20 protein-coding genes and 2 pseudogenes are annotated in these 17,744 nt (G+C 40.3%); 17 read left to right on the top strand and 5 right to left on the bottom strand.

Annotated features, from left to right (window positions below):
- Positions 1–2: 2 nt before the first annotated feature.
- The gene (locus V7L05_RS31955) at positions 3–677 is read right to left on the bottom strand and encodes an ABC transporter ATP-binding protein (RefSeq protein WP_335170266.1); all 675 of its coding nucleotides are present in this window, start codon (positions 675–677) and stop codon (positions 3–5) included.
- Positions 678–1,212: 535 nt separating this feature from the next.
- Between V7L05_RS31955 and V7L05_RS31960 the strand changes: the two genes are divergently transcribed.
- From V7L05_RS31960 to V7L05_RS31970, 3 genes are all read left to right on the top strand, one after another.
- On the top strand, positions 1,213–2,172 hold the full coding sequence (locus tag V7L05_RS31960; protein WP_335170267.1) for a Sll0314/Alr1548 family TPR repeat-containing protein: 960 nt from the start codon (positions 1,213–1,215) through the stop codon (positions 2,170–2,172).
- Between the two features lie 126 nt (positions 2,173–2,298).
- A complete protein-coding gene (locus V7L05_RS31965; RefSeq protein ID WP_292785407.1) occupies positions 2,299–2,751 on the top strand; it encodes a DUF3531 family protein in 453 nt (150 codons plus the stop codon).
- 232 nt (positions 2,752–2,983) lie between these two features.
- Positions 2,984–3,415 (top strand): NUDIX hydrolase, encoded by a 432-nt coding sequence (locus V7L05_RS31970; protein ID WP_335170268.1) that lies wholly within the window; start codon positions 2,984–2,986, stop codon positions 3,413–3,415.
- Between the two features lie 37 nt (positions 3,416–3,452).
- On the opposite strand, the pseudogene V7L05_RS31975 reads toward V7L05_RS31970, so the two are convergent.
- Both V7L05_RS31975 and V7L05_RS31980 read right to left on the bottom strand, forming a co-directional pair.
- Positions 3,453–3,584: pseudogene (locus V7L05_RS31975) on the bottom strand (toxin-antitoxin system HicB family antitoxin); the annotation flags it as partial.
- Positions 3,585–3,619: 35 nt separating this feature from the next.
- Complete coding sequence (locus tag V7L05_RS31980) at positions 3,620–3,838, bottom strand: hypothetical protein (protein WP_335170360.1); 219 nt, start codon at positions 3,836–3,838, stop codon at positions 3,620–3,622.
- A 322-nt stretch (positions 3,839–4,160) separates the two neighbouring features.
- On the opposite strand from V7L05_RS31980, the gene cas10 reads away from it, so the two are divergent.
- The 14 genes from cas10 (at position 4,161) to V7L05_RS32050 (ending at position 16,517) form a co-directional block, all read left to right on the top strand.
- Positions 4,161–6,425 (top strand): type III-B CRISPR-associated protein Cas10/Cmr2, encoded by a 2,265-nt coding sequence (gene cas10 / locus V7L05_RS31985; protein ID WP_335170270.1) that lies wholly within the window; start codon positions 4,161–4,163, stop codon positions 6,423–6,425.
- On the top strand, positions 6,422–7,135 hold the full coding sequence (locus tag V7L05_RS31990) for an RAMP superfamily CRISPR-associated protein (protein WP_335170271.1): 714 nt from the start codon (positions 6,422–6,424) through the stop codon (positions 7,133–7,135). Before cas10 ends, V7L05_RS31990 begins: the two co-directional genes overlap by 4 nt.
- The gene (locus V7L05_RS31995; RefSeq protein WP_335170364.1) at positions 7,132–7,302 is read left to right on the top strand and encodes a hypothetical protein; all 171 of its coding nucleotides are present in this window, start codon (positions 7,132–7,134) and stop codon (positions 7,300–7,302) included. The genes V7L05_RS31990 and V7L05_RS31995 overlap by 4 nt, the downstream gene beginning before the upstream one ends.
- A 17-nt stretch (positions 7,303–7,319) precedes the next feature.
- Entirely contained in the window at positions 7,320–8,042 is a 723-nt protein-coding gene (locus tag V7L05_RS32000; RefSeq protein ID WP_335170272.1) for a TIGR02710 family CRISPR-associated CARF protein, read from the top strand.
- Between the two features lie 5 nt (positions 8,043–8,047).
- Positions 8,048–8,968, top strand: coding sequence for a type III CRISPR-associated RAMP protein Csx7 (gene csx7, locus V7L05_RS32005; RefSeq protein WP_335170273.1), 921 nt, complete (start codon positions 8,048–8,050; stop codon positions 8,966–8,968).
- Positions 8,969–8,978: 10 nt separating this feature from the next.
- Positions 8,979–9,599: a hypothetical protein gene (locus V7L05_RS32010; protein WP_335170275.1), complete on the top strand. Its 621-nt coding sequence runs from the start codon at positions 8,979–8,981 to the stop codon at positions 9,597–9,599.
- A 26-nt stretch (positions 9,600–9,625) separates the two neighbouring features.
- Positions 9,626–10,564: an RAMP superfamily CRISPR-associated protein gene (locus tag V7L05_RS32015; protein ID WP_335170276.1), complete on the top strand. Its 939-nt coding sequence runs from the start codon at positions 9,626–9,628 to the stop codon at positions 10,562–10,564.
- Entirely contained in the window at positions 10,561–11,061 is a 501-nt protein-coding gene (locus tag V7L05_RS32020) for a hypothetical protein (protein WP_335170278.1), read from the top strand. Before V7L05_RS32015 ends, V7L05_RS32020 begins: the two co-directional genes overlap by 4 nt.
- A complete protein-coding gene (locus tag V7L05_RS32025) occupies positions 11,039–12,112 on the top strand; it encodes an RAMP superfamily CRISPR-associated protein (protein ID WP_335170279.1) in 1,074 nt (357 codons plus the stop codon). Before V7L05_RS32020 ends, V7L05_RS32025 begins: the two co-directional genes overlap by 23 nt.
- Positions 12,112–12,747, top strand: coding sequence for a hypothetical protein (locus tag V7L05_RS32030; RefSeq protein WP_335170281.1), 636 nt, complete (start codon positions 12,112–12,114; stop codon positions 12,745–12,747). The genes V7L05_RS32025 and V7L05_RS32030 overlap by 1 nt, the downstream gene beginning before the upstream one ends.
- 40 nt (positions 12,748–12,787) lie before the next feature.
- Positions 12,788–12,997 (top strand): hypothetical protein, encoded by a 210-nt coding sequence (locus V7L05_RS32035; RefSeq protein WP_335170282.1) that lies wholly within the window; start codon positions 12,788–12,790, stop codon positions 12,995–12,997.
- A gap of 351 nt (positions 12,998–13,348) precedes the next feature.
- Entirely contained in the window at positions 13,349–14,287 is a 939-nt protein-coding gene (locus V7L05_RS32040) for a response regulator (RefSeq protein ID WP_335170284.1), read from the top strand.
- 73 nt (positions 14,288–14,360) lie between these two features.
- Positions 14,361–15,053 carry a bifunctional demethylmenaquinone methyltransferase/2-methoxy-6-polyprenyl-1,4-benzoquinol methylase UbiE gene (gene ubiE, locus V7L05_RS32045; RefSeq protein WP_335170361.1) on the top strand — a complete coding sequence of 231 codons (693 nt, stop codon included), beginning with the start codon at positions 14,361–14,363 and terminating at the stop codon, positions 15,051–15,053.
- A 228-nt stretch (positions 15,054–15,281) separates the two neighbouring features.
- A complete protein-coding gene (locus V7L05_RS32050; protein WP_335170285.1) occupies positions 15,282–16,517 on the top strand; it encodes a DUF445 domain-containing protein in 1,236 nt (411 codons plus the stop codon).
- Positions 16,518–16,715: 198 nt separating this feature from the next.
- On the opposite strand, the gene V7L05_RS32055 is transcribed toward V7L05_RS32050, so the two are convergent.
- Complete coding sequence (locus V7L05_RS32055; protein WP_335170287.1) at positions 16,716–17,480, bottom strand: Rpn family recombination-promoting nuclease/putative transposase; 765 nt, start codon at positions 17,478–17,480, stop codon at positions 16,716–16,718.
- Positions 17,437–17,526: pseudogene (locus tag V7L05_RS32060) on the bottom strand (Uma2 family endonuclease); the annotation flags it as partial. The pseudogene V7L05_RS32060 and the gene V7L05_RS32055, both read right to left, overlap by 44 nt.
- Between the last annotated feature and the right edge of the window lie 218 nt (positions 17,527–17,744).

A 17,744-nucleotide genomic window follows, 5' to 3' on the forward strand; every position in this document is an offset into this window, starting at 1 on the left:
TTTCATACTGCTGGTAGAGGTTCTTTAATTTTGGCTTCTAGTGTCCTTGGATCTACTGATTCTAGTTCACCGTGGTTGAGTGTCCAGCAACGGTCTGCGATCGCTAACAGATCCCCAGCATCGTGTGTCACTACCAACAGCGTCCAATCTTGTTTCAGTTTCGCTAATAAATTTACCAGTTGCCGACGCATTGACCAATCTAACCCAGCTGTGGGTTCATCCAATAATAATAAATTTGGCTGGCGAATCAATTGCACTGCCAAAGCTAAACGTCGTTGCTGACCACCACTCAAAGCATGAGGGGCTGCGGAAAGCGATAAATGCTCTAATCCCACCTCAGTCAGCGCCTGTCTGACTCGTTCTGACCCTAACTCAGGATGTCCTAAACGCAATTCTTCTAAAATTGAACCACCGCAAAAGTGCCGCTCTGGAAACTGAAATACTAACCCAGCCAATTGTTGTAGCTGTTCGGCTATAAGTTCTTGTTCTCGCCAGAAGAGTGCGCCGGTAGTGGGTTCAGCTAGTCCCGACAAAATTTCTAGTAAGGTACTTTTTCCTGAACCACTCGGGCCAATAATCAGACCTAGCTGTTGGGGTGCTAATTCCAAGTTGATCGATTTGAGAATCGCTGTTGGGCACGCTGTGGGGTGATAAATTACATTTCGGAGATAGAGCATTTGTTAAGATTACCAAAAAGTCAGCAAATTAGTGATTAGCTACACTGAGAGTATCTGGAAAATTCTGGAGAAATTTATAGCGCATTACCTGGATTAACACCTTAATTTAGCAGCAAGAATCATCCACTTTTCCTCTATTGTGGCAGACTCATCCTTAAACAATGACTATAACAAGCTTGGGAACATGGAAAAATTACCAAAGTCAACTTTTATATCAGAAAATTTTAGTTGAAACAAAGGCAAGTTAAAGCCGAGCCAAGTCGAGGCTTTAACACTGAGCGTTCGTGTGGTCACTGAGCCTTGCCGAAGTGCAGCATCTGGCAGAGAAGCCGAAGTATTAAAACAAGTCGCAAGTCGCAAGTCGCAAGTCGCAAGTCGCAAGTAAGTTTTGTGACTCTTATTTAGACCCCGACCCAAAACGTTCTGGCAATTGATGCTCTTTACTTAAACCCCTAAACTTAGTTAAAATTAACCATTTTTTGTATTTTAAGTAACACATACAACTATTTCAACCGCAATTATTCTGAGGGTTAAAATGACTAAAAGGTTTTCTTCGCCTCGATTAGTAGCGTCTGCTAGGCTTACTACCCTTACTCAGACTGCTTTTGTCACTGCGTTCGCCTTTGGCGTTGCCCCTTGGGCAATCGCACTTAATTTGTGGATAAATCCCTCTCTGGCTGGCGATCCGTTTCGCGATCGCGAACCTCATCAAATTGGCGACCAAACAGAAGCAGCTTTTAAAGCGATTTTCCAACAGGGCAACTATCCCGCAGGAGAGCGTTATCTGCAACAAGCAATATCCAAAGAGCCAAATGAACCTCTAGCTTATGCCATGATCGCATCTTTAGCATACGGAAATAAGGATTGGGCGAAACTAGACACCTATAGTCAGAAAACTCTAGAAACTGGAGAAAAACTGATTACTAGCGATCCATTACGTGGTAATTTATACACTGCTGTTGGTCATTTTTTAAAGGGTGCAGTAGTTCTCACCCGTGAGGGTACAGTCAACGGTGTGCCGCAAGCTTTTAGTCGGCTGCGGCAAGTTTATGAATATTTAGACAAAGCCGAAGCAATTTCTGCCAACGATCCAGAACTGAATTTAATCAAGGGTTATATGGATTTATTGTTGGCGGTTAATTTGCCTTTTGCTAGCCCAGATCAGGCAATTGGAGGCTTAGAAAAAAATGCTGCTCCGAAGTATCTAGTCGATCGGGGTATTGCTCTTGCTTACCGAGATTTAAAACGGTATACACAGGCACTAGAGTATGTCAACCGTGCGATCAAAACCACATCCGATAATCCAGAAATTTATTATCTCAAAGCCCAAATCCTGAAAGAACTGGGGCAAAAAGAAAAAAGCCAGCAGTTGTTCCAGGAAGCGATCGCTAATTTTGACAAAGCATTGGCCAAAAAATCCCAACTCCCAAGAGATTTAGTCAAGCAAATTGAGCGTGAACGCAGCCGTGCTGTTAGCCTGAACAATCCTAGATAATAAGGCATAAGGCATTGGCGATTAAGTTTTTTCCCTATGCCCCATTCCCCATTCCCCATTCCCCATTCCCCATTCCTTACTTTGATATGCTTATTTTCAGAACAGTAATTGAGACATTAGACCAAAATGGAGATTCAGTTCCGCGAAATTAATCCTTTTGATATGTGGATTTGGCTGAAATTCAGCACAAATCCTTCTGCGCGTGAAAAGCAATATGTAGAAGAAGTTTTCAATTCCTGGTTTTATTTGGGTAAATTGGGTGCATTTAATGCAGAGAATCTTCAGGTGCAGGACACTGGACTCGATATCAGCTACATGAATTATGATGAACAAGGATATGACAAAAGCCTGCTAGCACTGATGCACAACATTGGTGAGTTTGAATATGAGGGACAGTGGGGGCGTTGTTGGTTTGACTTAGGAACCAGTGATGCGATCGCTCTGGATATTTTAATCAACGCCCTCACACAGCTAAGTCAGGAATATGTCACCATTGAAGAATTGTACATTGGCGGCGAAAATGCAGATTGGCCTATTGAGGATAGCGAAAGTCGTCCTCAGTCTATTTACGATAATTAGTTATAAAAGTCAATCACCCACCACTAATCGGAGTACCGATATAGTAAGGGCTTGAAAAGAGCCTAGTTGACCAGTCTAAGTGTTAAATCACTACGTTTAAGGTAAGCGTTCAAGTCCTACCAGGGAATGCGTAGCTAGTTCCCTGCTCTAGAACTTAAAAGTTAAACAGGTTTAAGGGTTAAGCCAGTGCTTTTGAGATAGTTACCGACTGTGGGTCTCCTGGGAGGTTTAGATGAATAAAGCAGGCGAAATTCGGGTAATAGCCTTGGGGCTAATTCGGCATGGCGATCGCATATTTCTTTCTGAAGGCTACGATCCCGTAAAGCAAGAAACATTTTATCGTGCTTTGGGCGGTGGTGTTGAATTTGGCGAAACCAGCCGCGTCGCCTTAGAACGGGAGTTTCAAGAGGAAATTCAAGCAGACTTAATGAATATTCGCTATTTGGGTTGTATAGAGAACTTGTTTACATTTAATGGTAGGCAAGGTCATGAAATTATTCAGCTTTATCAATGTGACTTTGCTGATTTCAAATTTTATCAACTGGAAAGTTTAGTTTTTTCAGAATCACAAACTCATAAACATAGAGCGTTATGGATAGATATCTCTCGCTTTAAATCTGGAGAATTACGATTAGTACCTAAAGTATTTTTTGAATATTTATAAATCATCAGGGAATTTATTAAGATTAGTTTGCTGTTAATTATTCCATTGCACTCAGCAAAGACACAATATATTGGTTGAGACTAACGCCTTCCCGTTCAGAAGTCTCAGCTAAACGTCGATGTAAAGATTTCGGCATCCGTACAAGTAATTTACCGCTATAGCTATCATTAAACCCTTGACGAAACTGAGCGGTGATACGTGACTTCACAATCTATCTGGATCTAACTCTTGGGTTTTACCTGCACGGTATTCAGCCATTGCCTCGGCTGCAAGTTTGGCAAGCATGTCTGAAGAACGGGCAAAAGCTTCATCCCAACGGCGTTCATCTTCTAGTTCTGCCAAAATCATCGCCGCAATCGCATCTTGTTCAGTGGCGGGCAAGTTTTTTAGTTTGGCGATCGCTTGTTCAAGTAGCTCTGTCATGGCTAAATTTCGGTGCAACAATGGGCAACTGATACACCTTAAATATAGCGGATGCAGGTGCATTGGAGTTGTCAGGTTGCGATCGCTCTCAATAGTAGATAAAGACATGGTTATCGGACTAGCCAAATCTCGATAAATATAACTTTCTTTAAGATACAGCGTCTTGGAAGATACTTCTTTCAGGTGCGTGTATGATGTACCCATCAAATAAAGCTTAAAGGAAATGTCCATCGGTTGCAGCGTGGGGAGGATATTTCTAGTCGTCCGATGGTGCAAGGATTGGCGCGGGTTTTGGTGGAGTTAATTTAAGGTAAATGTAAAAATGGATAAGATGAGTTCTATTAGTATAGCGATCGCTTGGTGTCTGGCTTGGGGTAACGAGCGCGAACCCAATGATTTAACAAATCAAATGCGCGAGGCTTTAAATAAGGGCGAAGAATTACCAGAGAAGGTTAAAGCGTTAGTTAAGCAGTCCCAGGAATTACAGAATTTAGAATTTCCAGATACTCTAGAAAAACTCAAGGAATTACCAGAGAAATATCCTCAACTGTGGAATTCTCAAATTGGCTTAGTTTATGGTGGTGCGACTAAGATTAAGCAATATGTATTTGAAGCGGCTAAACTTCCAGATTTTCGTGGCGCTTCAGCTTTACTTGATAGAATTAACTTGATTGATTTACCTGCTTTCTTTGGTGAATACAAAAACGTGCCTAAATCAATCTCCATATCTCAATGGTTAAAAAATAACTTTCCTGATTTAGAAGCAGCTTTGATTCCTGAACTTATTATCTATTCTACTGGTGGTAATATTTTAGCTTTCTGTCCAGCAGTTTTTGTAGATGATTTAGCCAATGCAATTGAAAAACGTTATACTGAAGAGACTTTAACTGCTAATTCCTGTGCAGTTGGCGCTAAATTTAAGCTGCTAGAAATTCGCTTTGGCTTACTAAATAATCAGATTGAGACAACATTCTGGCTTGATAAGTATAACAGTCATCTTCATCATCAACTGATAGAAGCCTATTTTGCTAAATCTGATGTAAATGATTCAGTGCAAGCTTTTAAAGAACGTAAGAGTTTTAATGAATTGGTTGGTAAGTTAGCATCCCTGTTCAACAAGCGACGAAGCGGTAATGGTTTTATAAATCGCAACAGTCGCAGTTATCCACCAATGTTTGAAACACACCCATATTTGAAGAGAGATGAGGGCGATCGCCGTTCTGCTGTGATGAAAGCTGAAAGTCTCCCTAACGAACCTTGGTTTTCAGAAGCTTCGGCACGTAAGCGAATTGTTGGACAGATATCTAAAGAAGATCATAGCTCTAAACATTGGTACTCTCAAGCTGGTTTCTATTGGGAACCTAATCAAATTTATCTACCCAGTTGGGTACATAAATTTGAGGTCTTTTTAGATGATAATGAATTAGCTAATCAATACTATAACGGTTGTAAAAATCCAGAAGAGGCACGTTCTCTGATAGAAATTGGTAATGCTAGTAAACCTAATGGTTTTGTTGCTTATATTTATGCTGATGGCAATAATATGGGTGGCTATATTCAAAAGATTCAAACTCCACAGGAATATCAAGAATTCAGTGACGACATTTTTCAAGCTATTAAACAATCAGTTTATCAAGCACTAGCTCAACATCTACACCCTCATCATCTCAATAACATTAAGGATCAAGAAAAGGTACAGCGTAATGGTCACTGGATTCATCCCTTTGAAATTTTAACTATTGGGGGGGATGATGTGATGTTAATTGTGCCAGCAGATAAAGCATTAGCTATTGCCAAAACTATTGGTGATGAATTTGAAAAAATACTGTTAAACAAAAGAAGTGATTATAAATTAGACAATACTTATAATCCTAAAGTTGTACATCGCTATCAGACGGACAAACAGGATGTTAGTGGTAATCAATGCAAACTGAGTATATCAACTGGTGTATTAATTACGGCCGAAGACACACCAATATACTATGCACAAAAGCTGACAGAACAGCTACTTAAATCAGCAAAAAAACAAGCAAAAGACTTAAAAAAATATGGATACTATGGTGGAACAGTAGATTTTTTAGTGATGAAATCTGTAACAATGATTTCGTCCAACATTAGCGAATTTCGCTCAAATGGATTAACTAAATTTGGCACTGGAAAGCAAAAACTAAAGCTGTATGCTGCGCCTTATACACTGCATGATCTGGGTGGACTGTTGGAAACTGCTAAGGCTTTGAAAGATGCAGAATTTCCGCGATCGCAACTTTACCAAATTCGCAGCTTACTAGAAAGAGGCAAACAGACAGCCATACTCAATTATCGTTATTTTAAAATACGTCTGAGTGACCAAAAAGCTCAGGAATTGCTGAAACAACAGTTTGAAGATGCATGGTGTAGACCTAAAGATCCAGCCAATAATGGAAACCTCGCGCCTTGGATGTCTTTAAAAGAGGTAAAAGAAGAAACTGAGGAGAAAGTTACCTACGAAACTATTTGGCGAGAGTTAGTAGATTTATATCCTTTTATCGAACAATCAAATGATAAATCAAATTATGCAACATCACAGCAACCAACATTTAAAGTATGATTTTATTACGAGACTTACCCCAAAACCAAGTCACAAATATTAAACTCACAGCAATAATTGATACTGCTTTGTGTGTTGGTGCAGGTGGTTCTGATGGTTCCCTTGCAGACAAACCTATCATCCGCAATGCTCAAGGACAATTGCTAATTCCTGCTTCCCAACTTAAAGGGAGACTGCGCCATGAATGCGAAAAACTGGCTAGGGGGTTAGGATGGCAAATTTTTGAATCACCCAAAGCTGAAACACTTTGTCCAAGAGAAGAACAAGTCAGTAGCCAATTTCGGACTAGCTACCAAATTGATGGCTACAGAGGCTATCATTGCTTAATTTCGCAAATATTTGGTAATCCCATACTCCCATCCCGAATTGTAGTTGATGACTTGATTTGTCATATAGAACGGGAGGATTTACCAGATGTGATACGTCCTGGTGTGACTATCAACCGCCGTCGCCTGACTGGAGAAGAGAAAAAACTCTATTTCCTGGAGACTTCCCCAGCGAATAATCAATTGGAATTTACAGGAGAACTTCATCTATTGTCCGAGTGTCCAGAGTATGCCAAGGCTTTGATTTTAGCCGGTTTGCGGCACATTCACGCCCTCGGCGGGAGTAAATCTGCGGGGTTGGGTTGGCTGAGATGGAAAGAATTGGAAACACTACCAAAAGATGATGCAGCTTGGATAATGCTACTACCGGAGGCTAAGTCATGAACCGGATTAAATTAAAGATTACAGCTTTATCGCCATTAGCGATCGCAGCTAAAAAACCCGGTTCTGTGAGTGAAGCGGAAGATCATATTCCCGGTTCAGTAATTCGCGGTGCGATTTACCAATTTTCTTACAACAGTACAACTATCCTGCGGCGATCGCACAACTAAAGCGACTCCTATCTTCAATGGCATTACCACCTGAGACTAGACGAAAAATTCAAACATTATATGCTTGTTGTTCTGGTTTAGATGCTTGGGATACATTTGAACATAGGGAAGCTTTAGAGTTATTAGAGACTCAAATGAGACATACTGAAATTCGACAATTGGTGGTATTTCTAAAGCGTGTGATTAACAGCCGGGGACAAATAGATGAAAAATTTGATTCTGGTAATGCTACAGAAGGACATGGCTATGAGATTGTTCAAGATTTACTAAATAATGCTGAAAGACGTGCTGCTCAAGTGCGTTATGATGACGCTGTTGGCAGACTTTATCGAGCTTTAGAATTATTAGCTCAGATTCGTCTTAAGAAAACTTACGGTATTAGAACTGGTGATGTTGACCTTAAGCAATTACCAGAGTCTTTGCGAAATGAATATGAGCAAAAACGGTCTCCTGTTAGGGGTGTGATTCAACTGGCTTTGAGAAGTAGCTATGAGCTTTTAAGTAAACTTCCTGATGACCCTGTAGGAAAGGTTTACCAGGAAAATGCAAATAAGATTATTAATGCTTTAGAAGTTCGTAATAACTCATTGTTTGCTCATGGATTTCAGCCAATTAATAGTAGTGACTATCAGAAAGTAAGCGAAGTATTTGTCAACTTTATTCAATCTGCTATTACGGCTGTTATCCCACAAAGATTACAAGCACAGTCTCCACAGTCTCCCAGTAGTTTAGAACTTTAAACACTATGTTCGATACATTCAAAAATCGCCTAGAAATCACAGGCGTACTCACCACCATAACAGCATTACGCATCAGTGCAGGTCGCTCAAGTGAACCAATTGGGTCAGATTTACCTGTAATTAAAGATACCTTAAATCGTCCATTAATACCAGGATCAAGCTTCAAAGGTGCAATGCGATCGCGCCTTGAAAGTTTCCTGCGTGGAATTGATTCCAGTTTTGCGGCTAACCCAGCAATAGAAGCAGAATGGTCAATTACCAACGAGCGTATGAATGGAGAAAACGGTCTTAAGAAAGAGGTTGAAAAAGAACTTGATAAATATCCAGAAAAAGAACGCGCTGCAAAAAAAGATCAGTTACTCACAGATAAAATTATCAATGAAACAGATTTAATTTCACTCCTTTTTGGTTCACCTTGGATAGCTAGTAAATTCCAAGTACGCGATTTAACCATAGTCGATAATACATGGTTTGGACAATACCAAGAAAGAGACGGTGTGGCCATTGATAGAGACACTGAAACAGCAGCAGATGGGAAACTCTATGATTTCCAAGTAGTTCCCGCCGAAACTTTATTTGAATTTAAAGCTGTGGTGGAAAATGCTAAACCTTGGGAGCTAGGTTTATTAATGATTGGGTTACATCAGTTTGAAACTGAACAAATTCCCCTTGGTGGTGGACGTTCTCGTGGCTTGGGTGTTGTTAAACTAGATATTCGTGAGATGTGGTGGTTTGACTATCCAGAAAATAAGCCTGAAGAATTATTAGACTACTTACAAAGGTTAGTTCAAGGAGACAAAAATCATTATCTTTGCAATCAAGAACAGCTAGAATCCCATAAACATAATTGGACTCAAGCACTAATCAATTATTTAAGAGATAATATACCCAAGAATTCTACCACCACAACCCAAACACAATCTTGAAGAGGTTAAAATGGCTTTCAGTAACTACAAAACCATCGGTGAAGTTCTCAAAGCGTTTCAAGTTATCTACACCGAAGCAATTTTTATCAGCGAAATTCCCTTTAATATTCCCGACTACTTCCGCGAAGATTTAGAACTGATGATGCGGGATGCTGTAGTTGATAACTCAGAATTTGCTATCTGTGAAAATCTGATTTATCCCGTTCTTAAAGAAGTTTGGAAAACCTACCGCCAACATTTTATTTTATGGAGTCATCAATCCTTAAATTATGATGAAAAATTATCAGGATTTCCTGAATATATTTTGGCTAAACGTTCACCATTAGGTAAAGTGGTCTTTGACAAACCATACTTTATCTTAGTGGAAGCCAAACAAGATAACTTTGAAACAGGTTGGGCGCAATGTTTAGCAGAAATGATTGCGGCTCAAAGATTAAATGGAGAACATCAAATAATTATTTTCGGTATTGTTTCTAACGGTGAACGTTGGCAACTTGGAAAACTAGAACGTGAAATATTTACCAGAAATAGCACTTTTTACACAATTCAAGAACTAGATAAATTATTCGGTGCTGTAAATTTTGTATTCCAACAATCTGAATTACAGCTAAATAATTTAGTTCCAGCCTAAAAAGATTTATTGAAATAAATACATCTATGCACAAACGACTTGTAAACCATTGCACTATTGATTTAAGCATCATCCCAGATGGGCCGATTCTGATTAAATCGGGACGTGAAGGTGCAGACCCTACAAATCCTGATATGGAATTTGTCAGAACTTTTCATGGGGGTGGGTGGTCAATTTATTTACCTGGAAGCAGCCTAAAAGGTGCAATTCGCGCTCATGCTGAAAGAATTGTTCGTACTGTTGGTGGTGATAATAATACAAAGAAGCTTTGGGCAAGTGACCCTACGAAAGGTGATTACTTACCTAAAAATTTAGCAAGTCACGACATCTATCAACAATCTTCATTTACTGACCAAATGTTTGGTAATACTTCAATAGCAAGCCGCATTCGCATTGAAGATGCACATCCAGTTGACTTAACGCAATTGAAATTAGAAGAACGTAATGGCGTCGCTATTGACCGCGTATTTGGTTCGGTTGCGGTTGGCCCTTTCAATTATCAAGTTTGCACTGCGGGAGAATTTCATGCTAAAATTCACCTCAAAAATTTTACATTGGCGCAACTTGGTTTAATTGGTTTGGTGCTGCGTGATTTAAATGATGGTTGGTTTGGGTTAGGTTTTGCTAAATCACGCGGTTTAGGTACGGTTCGCGTTCAATACAATAGCGCAGTTGTCCAGTATCCAGGATGTCAATTTGACTCTGAAACTAGAAAAATTCGCCAACTGGGACATTCACACGAATGGGACTCAACTTTTCTACTGGGGGTAGGAGAGTTTTTATCTCAACAAGAAGCAGGAAAATATGGTTTTTCTAAACCAGATAATCAAGATTCTCCAGTTCGTGCAGAGTCTATGGAATTAGATTTTGGTGTTCAACTTAAATGGGAAGGTGACACAGAATCTGGTGTAAAAGATTTATTTATGCGTTCAGTTCGTGCATGGAATAAGGTTTTAGTTGCATGAAAGAAAAATCTATTCTGGGGTATATATATCATCAGCAATTGGTAGCACTTGATCAACTCGATACCTTAATTACTCAAGTCTCTAACTCTCAAAGTTATTATTTTTTACGTTACTCTCATGCTGTGAGTGGAATTTGTAGTGAATTACCTTCTGAAAGAGGAGAAATTGAAGGACAGGTATTTAATGCAATATGTGAAATGCGATGGAAAAAACAAAAATCAGGATATGAAGTTTTAATCCTCAGTCAACAGAAATTTAACTTAGAAGAATTTGAAGTATTAACTTGTAATTGGATAATTTGTGATAGAGATGCCTATTGGTATGACCCAAAGGAAGCAAGATTTCCTAAAGGTTTCACTTTTAAAGGTGAAAATAATCAATCTATCAAGCCTGAAGATGTATCAATAAAGCAAAGATATTTCAAAGACTCTAATACTGCAACTATTCATTTTGTCGCCTTAACGGTTAACGAAAATGACCAACACGCCAAAACCTAAACCAAGAAAACAAACTCCTTCTCAGCCTGTATCTCGTGATGATGCTGCGGTAAATAATACACAAAAACCATATAAATTTGTTTCTTTTCCACAGGAACGTCCCCGCTTAGAACATCCTGCTGGCCATGATAAATTTGATAAAAACCGCCTGCATGGAACTTTATTTTTAACTCTAAAAGTTAAAACATCGCTGCATATTTCTACTGGCATTGTTGTCCCTGGTAACGATGTTCAAATTCGTGTATCTTTAATTAAAACAATGGTACAGGGGATTGATAAACACTTGGTAATTCAAGGTAGTTCCCTTAAAGGTTGTATTCGTTCAGTATATGAAGCGATTACGAATAGTACCCTTGCAGTAGTCACATCAAGATTTCGGGATAAAATACCCAACGAAAGATTACCATGTCGAAATAAAGAACAATTATGTCCCGCTAGTCAAGTATTCGGTGCTTTAGATTGGCAAGGATTAATTGAGTTTAATGATGTTAAATGTGAAAGTATAGGTTTTAATACGGGGTTTATGCCTTCGTTATATCGTCCGCGCCCTGAACCCGGAAGTGCATATTTTGACGCAAGGGGAAAAGTTGCTGGACGTAAGTTTTATTATCATACAATTCGCGCCATTGAAAAAGTTCAAAATCAAGGAATTGCAGTTCAACAAGCAGCAAGAGAATACACTTTTACTACTCAATTGCAGTTTAAAAACATCAAGCCTGAAGAATTAGGGACGCTGTTTATTGTGTTGGGACAAGATTCTAACTACCCCATAGCTTTAAAAGTTGGTGGTGGTAAACCTATTGGGATGGGAACAATGACTGTAGAAGTTACACAAGCAAAGATATTACAAAATTTCGAGGATTTGCGATCGCACTACTCCACTTACACCCCCGATAAAGATCATCTTCTCACAGGAGAGGCACTACAAACATTTATCGCTAGCCAAATTAAAGCAGCACATTCCCGACTCATTCAACTTCCCCAACTCCAACAACTCGCTGAAGTTCTACACTACCCAACCGACCGCGAACCACCAGAAGGAATGTATTAATGTTGACTACAGAATCTTTAACAGAAGCAGAATCTCAACTTGCTCACAATTTAGCAATAACCTTGGTTAAAGAGGACACTGATGTTAATGAAGTAGGAAAAGTTATTGCATATCTGCGTAGTATTGTAGAGCAACCGGATGCAGGACGGCGATTTTTTAGCTATCTTAAAACTTTAGTTACTAACGGTAGGCAAATTGGACACAGTGGGCGGACTACAGGCTATTACCGCAGTATTGAACGTGCCTGTAATCAATATCTGCAAAGCCAACAAGCAAACGCTCAGACCATGTTAAAAATTTTAGGCTGGGCGATGCGTTTAATGCGATATTACAAAGTTAGCCCGATTGAGGAAATCTCTATTTCCCAAAGTCCACAGGTTGAACAAACGTCTGAACGTCAAGCAGAAATTGCGGAAGTTATTAATAATCAGAAATTCACTGCTGGTCAAATTTTAGATGCTATCGTACTTAGTGTTAAGGGTAATAAAGTTACTTATGAGATGGTGGAAACAATTAAGCTGACTGAGAAAGAACCTAGAAAAGCAGCTTCTCTTAAGGAAGGACAGGTAGTAAAAGTGAAAATTACCGCCCTGAAGGATGATGGAAGTATTAAAAATGTCAAATTTATTGATTAATGATTGATTTTGTATTACTAATATCAGGAAGCTAGAAAGGTTGTTTATTTTTTCCCATTCTCAGCAAAGGATTAAGAGCGATCGCTTGACTAATACCAAAACTGCGATCGCACCCTTCCTCTTCGCCAAACATCTCAACCTTGACTTCCCCAATAAACTTATCTACGTTGTACCCCTGCGAACCCTAGCGAACACCCTCCGCCAACGTACTGAAACGTTAATTGCGAACTGGGAAAGGGTATTTTACTGATATCATTGCTGGTGATAGCCTGAGATAGTGCCTACATAGTCCTTACCCGAGTTAAGTTGACACCAATGCACATCTGTGCATCCATGCTGCGCGTTGCATGCAAAGGAGATTTGTTAACGTACCTGATCTATGAGCAAAACTGCCATAGTTAGGCTGATTTAGTTGGTTTTTCTAGTGCAATTTTTTCTAATTGAGATGTTTGGGTAGGCAAATATCCTCTGTAGCACTCATGATTAGCGTATTTAAAAATGCAAATTAACTCCGTGAAAACCCTTGACAAATTTTAACTATTCTCAACTAAACTTGGTATGGAATATAACAAAGAGAGTGAATATTTAAAGGAACTATCTTATGGATCAGTCCAGTCTCGAAATTGATAAACTCCAATCTCAAGTGATGACTCTCGAACGACCAAAAAAGCTGAAAATCCTGGTAGTTGACGATGAGCCAGATAATCTCGATCTGCTTTATCGCACCTTTCGACGCGACTTTAATGTTTTGAAAGCTGATAGTGGGGTGAACGCCTTAGAAGTTTTGGCAGCAGAAGGCGAGGTAGCGGTGATTATCTCCGATCAACGGATGCCAGAAATGAAAGGAACTGAGTTTCTCAGCAAGACTGTACCTCAGTTTCCCGATACGGTAAGAATAATTCTCACCGGATTTACTGATATTGAAGACTTGGTAGAGGCGATTAATGCGGGGCAAGTCTACAAATATATTACCAAGCCTTGGGATCCAGGGGAATTGAAGGCAGTGGTGCAAAGAGCAGCAGAAACCTACGACTTGCTCAAGCAACGCACAGAAGAATTACGCCGTGCTCATGCTCAAATGGCGCTGCTGAGTGTTTTGGTACAGGTAACTCAAGCAGCTTCTAGCTTAGAGGAAACTCTCGCTCCAATTGCGAGGGCTGTGAGTCAGACTTTTGGAGCAGAAGGCTGTATCCTACAACTTACAGATGGAAATACTCTGGTTGCGACTCAAGGAACTTACAGCGATACAGGTAGAATAGAGAATTGGCTATCTGAAGACCCACTAACAAGGGAAGCGATCGCCACTGGGCAAATGCAAGTTTCCTTAAATGTACTTAAAGACACTAAACTAGTTGATGCTATTCACTACCAAAATACGGGTGTGCAAGCACATTTAGTTATCCCAATTAGCTACCATAATCAGCTTTTGGGCGTATTGTCGCTACAGTGGAAACAACCCTGCACTTTGCGGGAAGATGAATTAGTGTTATTTAATTTATTAGCGCAACTGCTGGCGATCGCTTTTAGTAGTTGTCATTAGTCATTTGTCATTAGTCATTTGTCAAAAACCAATGACTAATGCCCAATTCCCAATTCCTCATGCCCCATGCCCAATGACTAACGAAATTCAGTCCATTTTTAACCGTATTGCTCCAGTTTATGACCAGTTGAACGACTGGTTGAGTTTGGGACAGCATCGAATATGGAAGGAAATGGCAGTGAAATGGAGCGCAGCTAAATCGGGTGATACTGCATTAGATTTGTGTTGCGGTAGTGGTGATTTAGCTTTACGTTTGGCACGGCGTGTAGGAGCAACAGGACAGGTGTACGGAGTAGATTTTTCCCCAAACCTGTTAGAAATTGCTTCATTACGCTCACATTGGCAGTACCCCCAACCTGCGATCGCCTGGGTAGAAGCCGATGTGCTAAATTTACCCTTTGACGATGACCAATTTGATGCCGCAACAATGGGTTATGGTTTAAGAAATGTTAAAGATATTCCCCGCAGTCTCCAAGAGTTATACCGTGTTTTGAAGCCGGGTGCTAAAGCCGCAATTTTAGACTTTCATCGACCGAGTAATTTTCAGCTACGTACCTTTCAGCAGTGGTATCTGGACGGCTTCGTGGTGCCAGTTGCCAATTATTTAGGCTTAAAAGAAGAATATGCTTACATCAGTCCTAGCTTAGACCGCTTTCCCATCGGAAAAGAGCAAATAGAGTTAGCTCATCAAGTTGGTTTTGCTGTTGCTACACACTACCCCATTGCGAACGGTATGATGGGAGTGCTGGTAGTCAGCAAATTTTAGATTTTAGATTTGCGATTTTGGATTGGAGACTGCGGAATAGGTAATGGAAGTAGGAAAATCGTTAGTAGTTAGTGGAAAAATAACTCATAACTAATAACCGCCAATTACCAATCCCCAATCCCTAATTTATAATCTAGAATCCAAAATCCAAAATCCCTTCGGGTTCGGCAGTCTCCCATCGACGGGAACCGCCAAGACGGGGGCTACCTCACCAAAATCCAAAATCCTGTGGACTGGTCTCATCTTTGGCTTTATGTGTCTCCCCCGGTACTGGGTGGAATTATTGGCTATTTCACAAATGATATAGCGATAAAAATGTTGTTCCGTCCTTACCGAGCAATTTATATTGCTGGACGAAGAGTACCCTTCACCCCTGGATTGATTCCCCGCAACCAGGAACGTCTGGCTAAAAACATTTCCGATACAATCATGGGGTCACTGCTAACGCCAGAAGAATTGCAAAATCTAGCGCGGCGTTTGTTGCAAACAGAACGCGTGCAAGCAGCAATTCTCTGGTTGTTACGGCTGGCGATTGAACAAATCAAAACAGATAAAAATCAGAAAAGCGCCAAAATTGTGGCGGGAATTTTGCGGGATTTGTTAGGGGAATCCTTACCACGATTACTCAAGGTTTTAGCGCGACGCGAAGACTTTTTGGAAGCGCAAATCAATCAAATTTTTGACCAGATATTGCTGGAATTTCAGTTGAGTGAAGAACAAGCCACGCGGCTTGCTGATTGGTTGTTGCAAGTAGTTCTACCGCCGGATGTGCTGCGCCAAGTGATAGTTGATTTTTTGACCGATCGCACAATTCAAATTATTGATGAAGGCTTCCGCGAAAAAACTAGTGGTACTTATTGGGTAGTAGCAAATTTATTTGGCTTACGTAATACTCTTACGCGGCTACGGTCTTTTTGCTTGGATGAAAAGGAGGCTGCCAATACTCGCTTGCAGGAATTGACTCAAGATTTGAAAATGCGCGATCGCATTCGGAAATTACTGCAAAATTTATCATTACAAAACTTGCCAATGGGTACGGTACGCCAACTGCGAAAGACCACTCGCGAAAGTGTCCGCCATTACCTGCAAAACAGTGGCAGCGATTTTTTACAAGGATTAACTGATTCTGTTGATTGGGAAAATATTGCTGTAGTGCTGCTGAATCGTCTTAGTACTTCACCTGTTGTCAGTACTTCTTTAGAAGTCATGAGTCAAGAGTTGGCTCTAATTTTAGATAAGTATTTGGAAAAAGATTTAGAAGTAATTGTGACGCAGGTGATTCCGATTTTGTCGATAGATCAAGTGATAGTTGACCGTGTAAAATCAACTTCACCGGCTGATTTAGAAGCTGCAATTGAAGGAATTGTGAAAAATGAATTGCAGGCGATTGTAACTTTAGGTGGTGTTTTGGGTTTTGTCATCGGCTTATTGCAGACAGTGTTTTTAATATTAAGTCAATATTAATTGTTTGTTTTTGCCTGTAAATTTTTATCAAATTATAGTTGCAAGTTGCCCAGATTCTGAAGCGAGTGGAATTGAGCGATCGCCTTTTGAGAAGAGGTGTGAGTAAGAAGCGTAGGCGTAGCCCGTCGTAGACATCACTCTGGTTTTTATTCAGAGCGACTCGGATTCATCCACAGCGTAATAATTACGAAATCCCAATTACGTTGACTCACCTTCTATCTCTGTTTGCAACAACTGTACATCTTCAACTGACAACCCAGTTAATTTTGCCACTTCCGCCAAAGGCATTTGGCTTTTGAGCAGATTAATCGCAACCCGCCGAATCCCCTCTTGTAAGCCTTCGGCTCTACCTTCGGCTCTACCTTCGGCTTTAGCTTCAGCCTCAATCTCTTGATAAATTACAGATTCGCGCATAATATCTCTCCGTAATACTCTTTGAATTAACCCTTTCTCTAATACTAGACCAGCTAGAATTGCTGTGGCAGCTGCGACATTTCTTTGCAACCGTTGGTCAGGAATCGCGATAATTTCCTGTGCTACTTGCTGTAATGTCCTTGCACGGTCATCTGTCTCACCCAACACCGCGAATGGAAATAAACCTGGATAGCGCAAAAATACTTCTGTCGGCTGTTCCCATAGTCGAATTACCTCGAACTCGTGGCGAGTACCAGCAATAGTAAAAGTATTTTGTTGCACGAGTTCTGAGTTTGTTTCTTTAAGATAGATCACCACTTGACGCATCTGCTTTTCGGGAAAGCGACGATAGACTCGCAGCCGATAGTCAATCATGCGAAATGGGATATTAGCATCGGGTTGAGTCTGAAACTCCAGGTGAAGCACTAGTTCAGTCGATTCCAATAAAATTAGTGCATCGGCTCGAATGGGTTCTAATGAGAGTTCAGAAGGACTTAACTCCGTGTCGCAAATCTCGATTATTTTGACACAGTTGGAAGAACTGCTCATCTGTTAGTTCAATGGTGGGGCTGAGGTTCAGAATTAGGGCAGTCATAGTTGCCTCTCAAGCTTGCTAACTGTAGCGTAGCACTGGGTTGATGTACTATGTTGACCATCTAATAATTACCATGCTTACTAGAGAGCTATTTCCAATCATGTGGAAATTTGTTTCACTGTTATCTGTCTGATAACAGCAGATGAGAGTTGATGTTTTTCTGTCAGCTTCTACTAGCCGGACGCTGTATTCAATCACACCCTATTCTTGTTCTGTTG

This window comes from Nostoc sp. (genome assembly GCF_036917755.1).
Taxonomy (GTDB): domain Bacteria; phylum Cyanobacteriota; class Cyanobacteriia; order Cyanobacteriales; family Nostocaceae; genus Nostoc.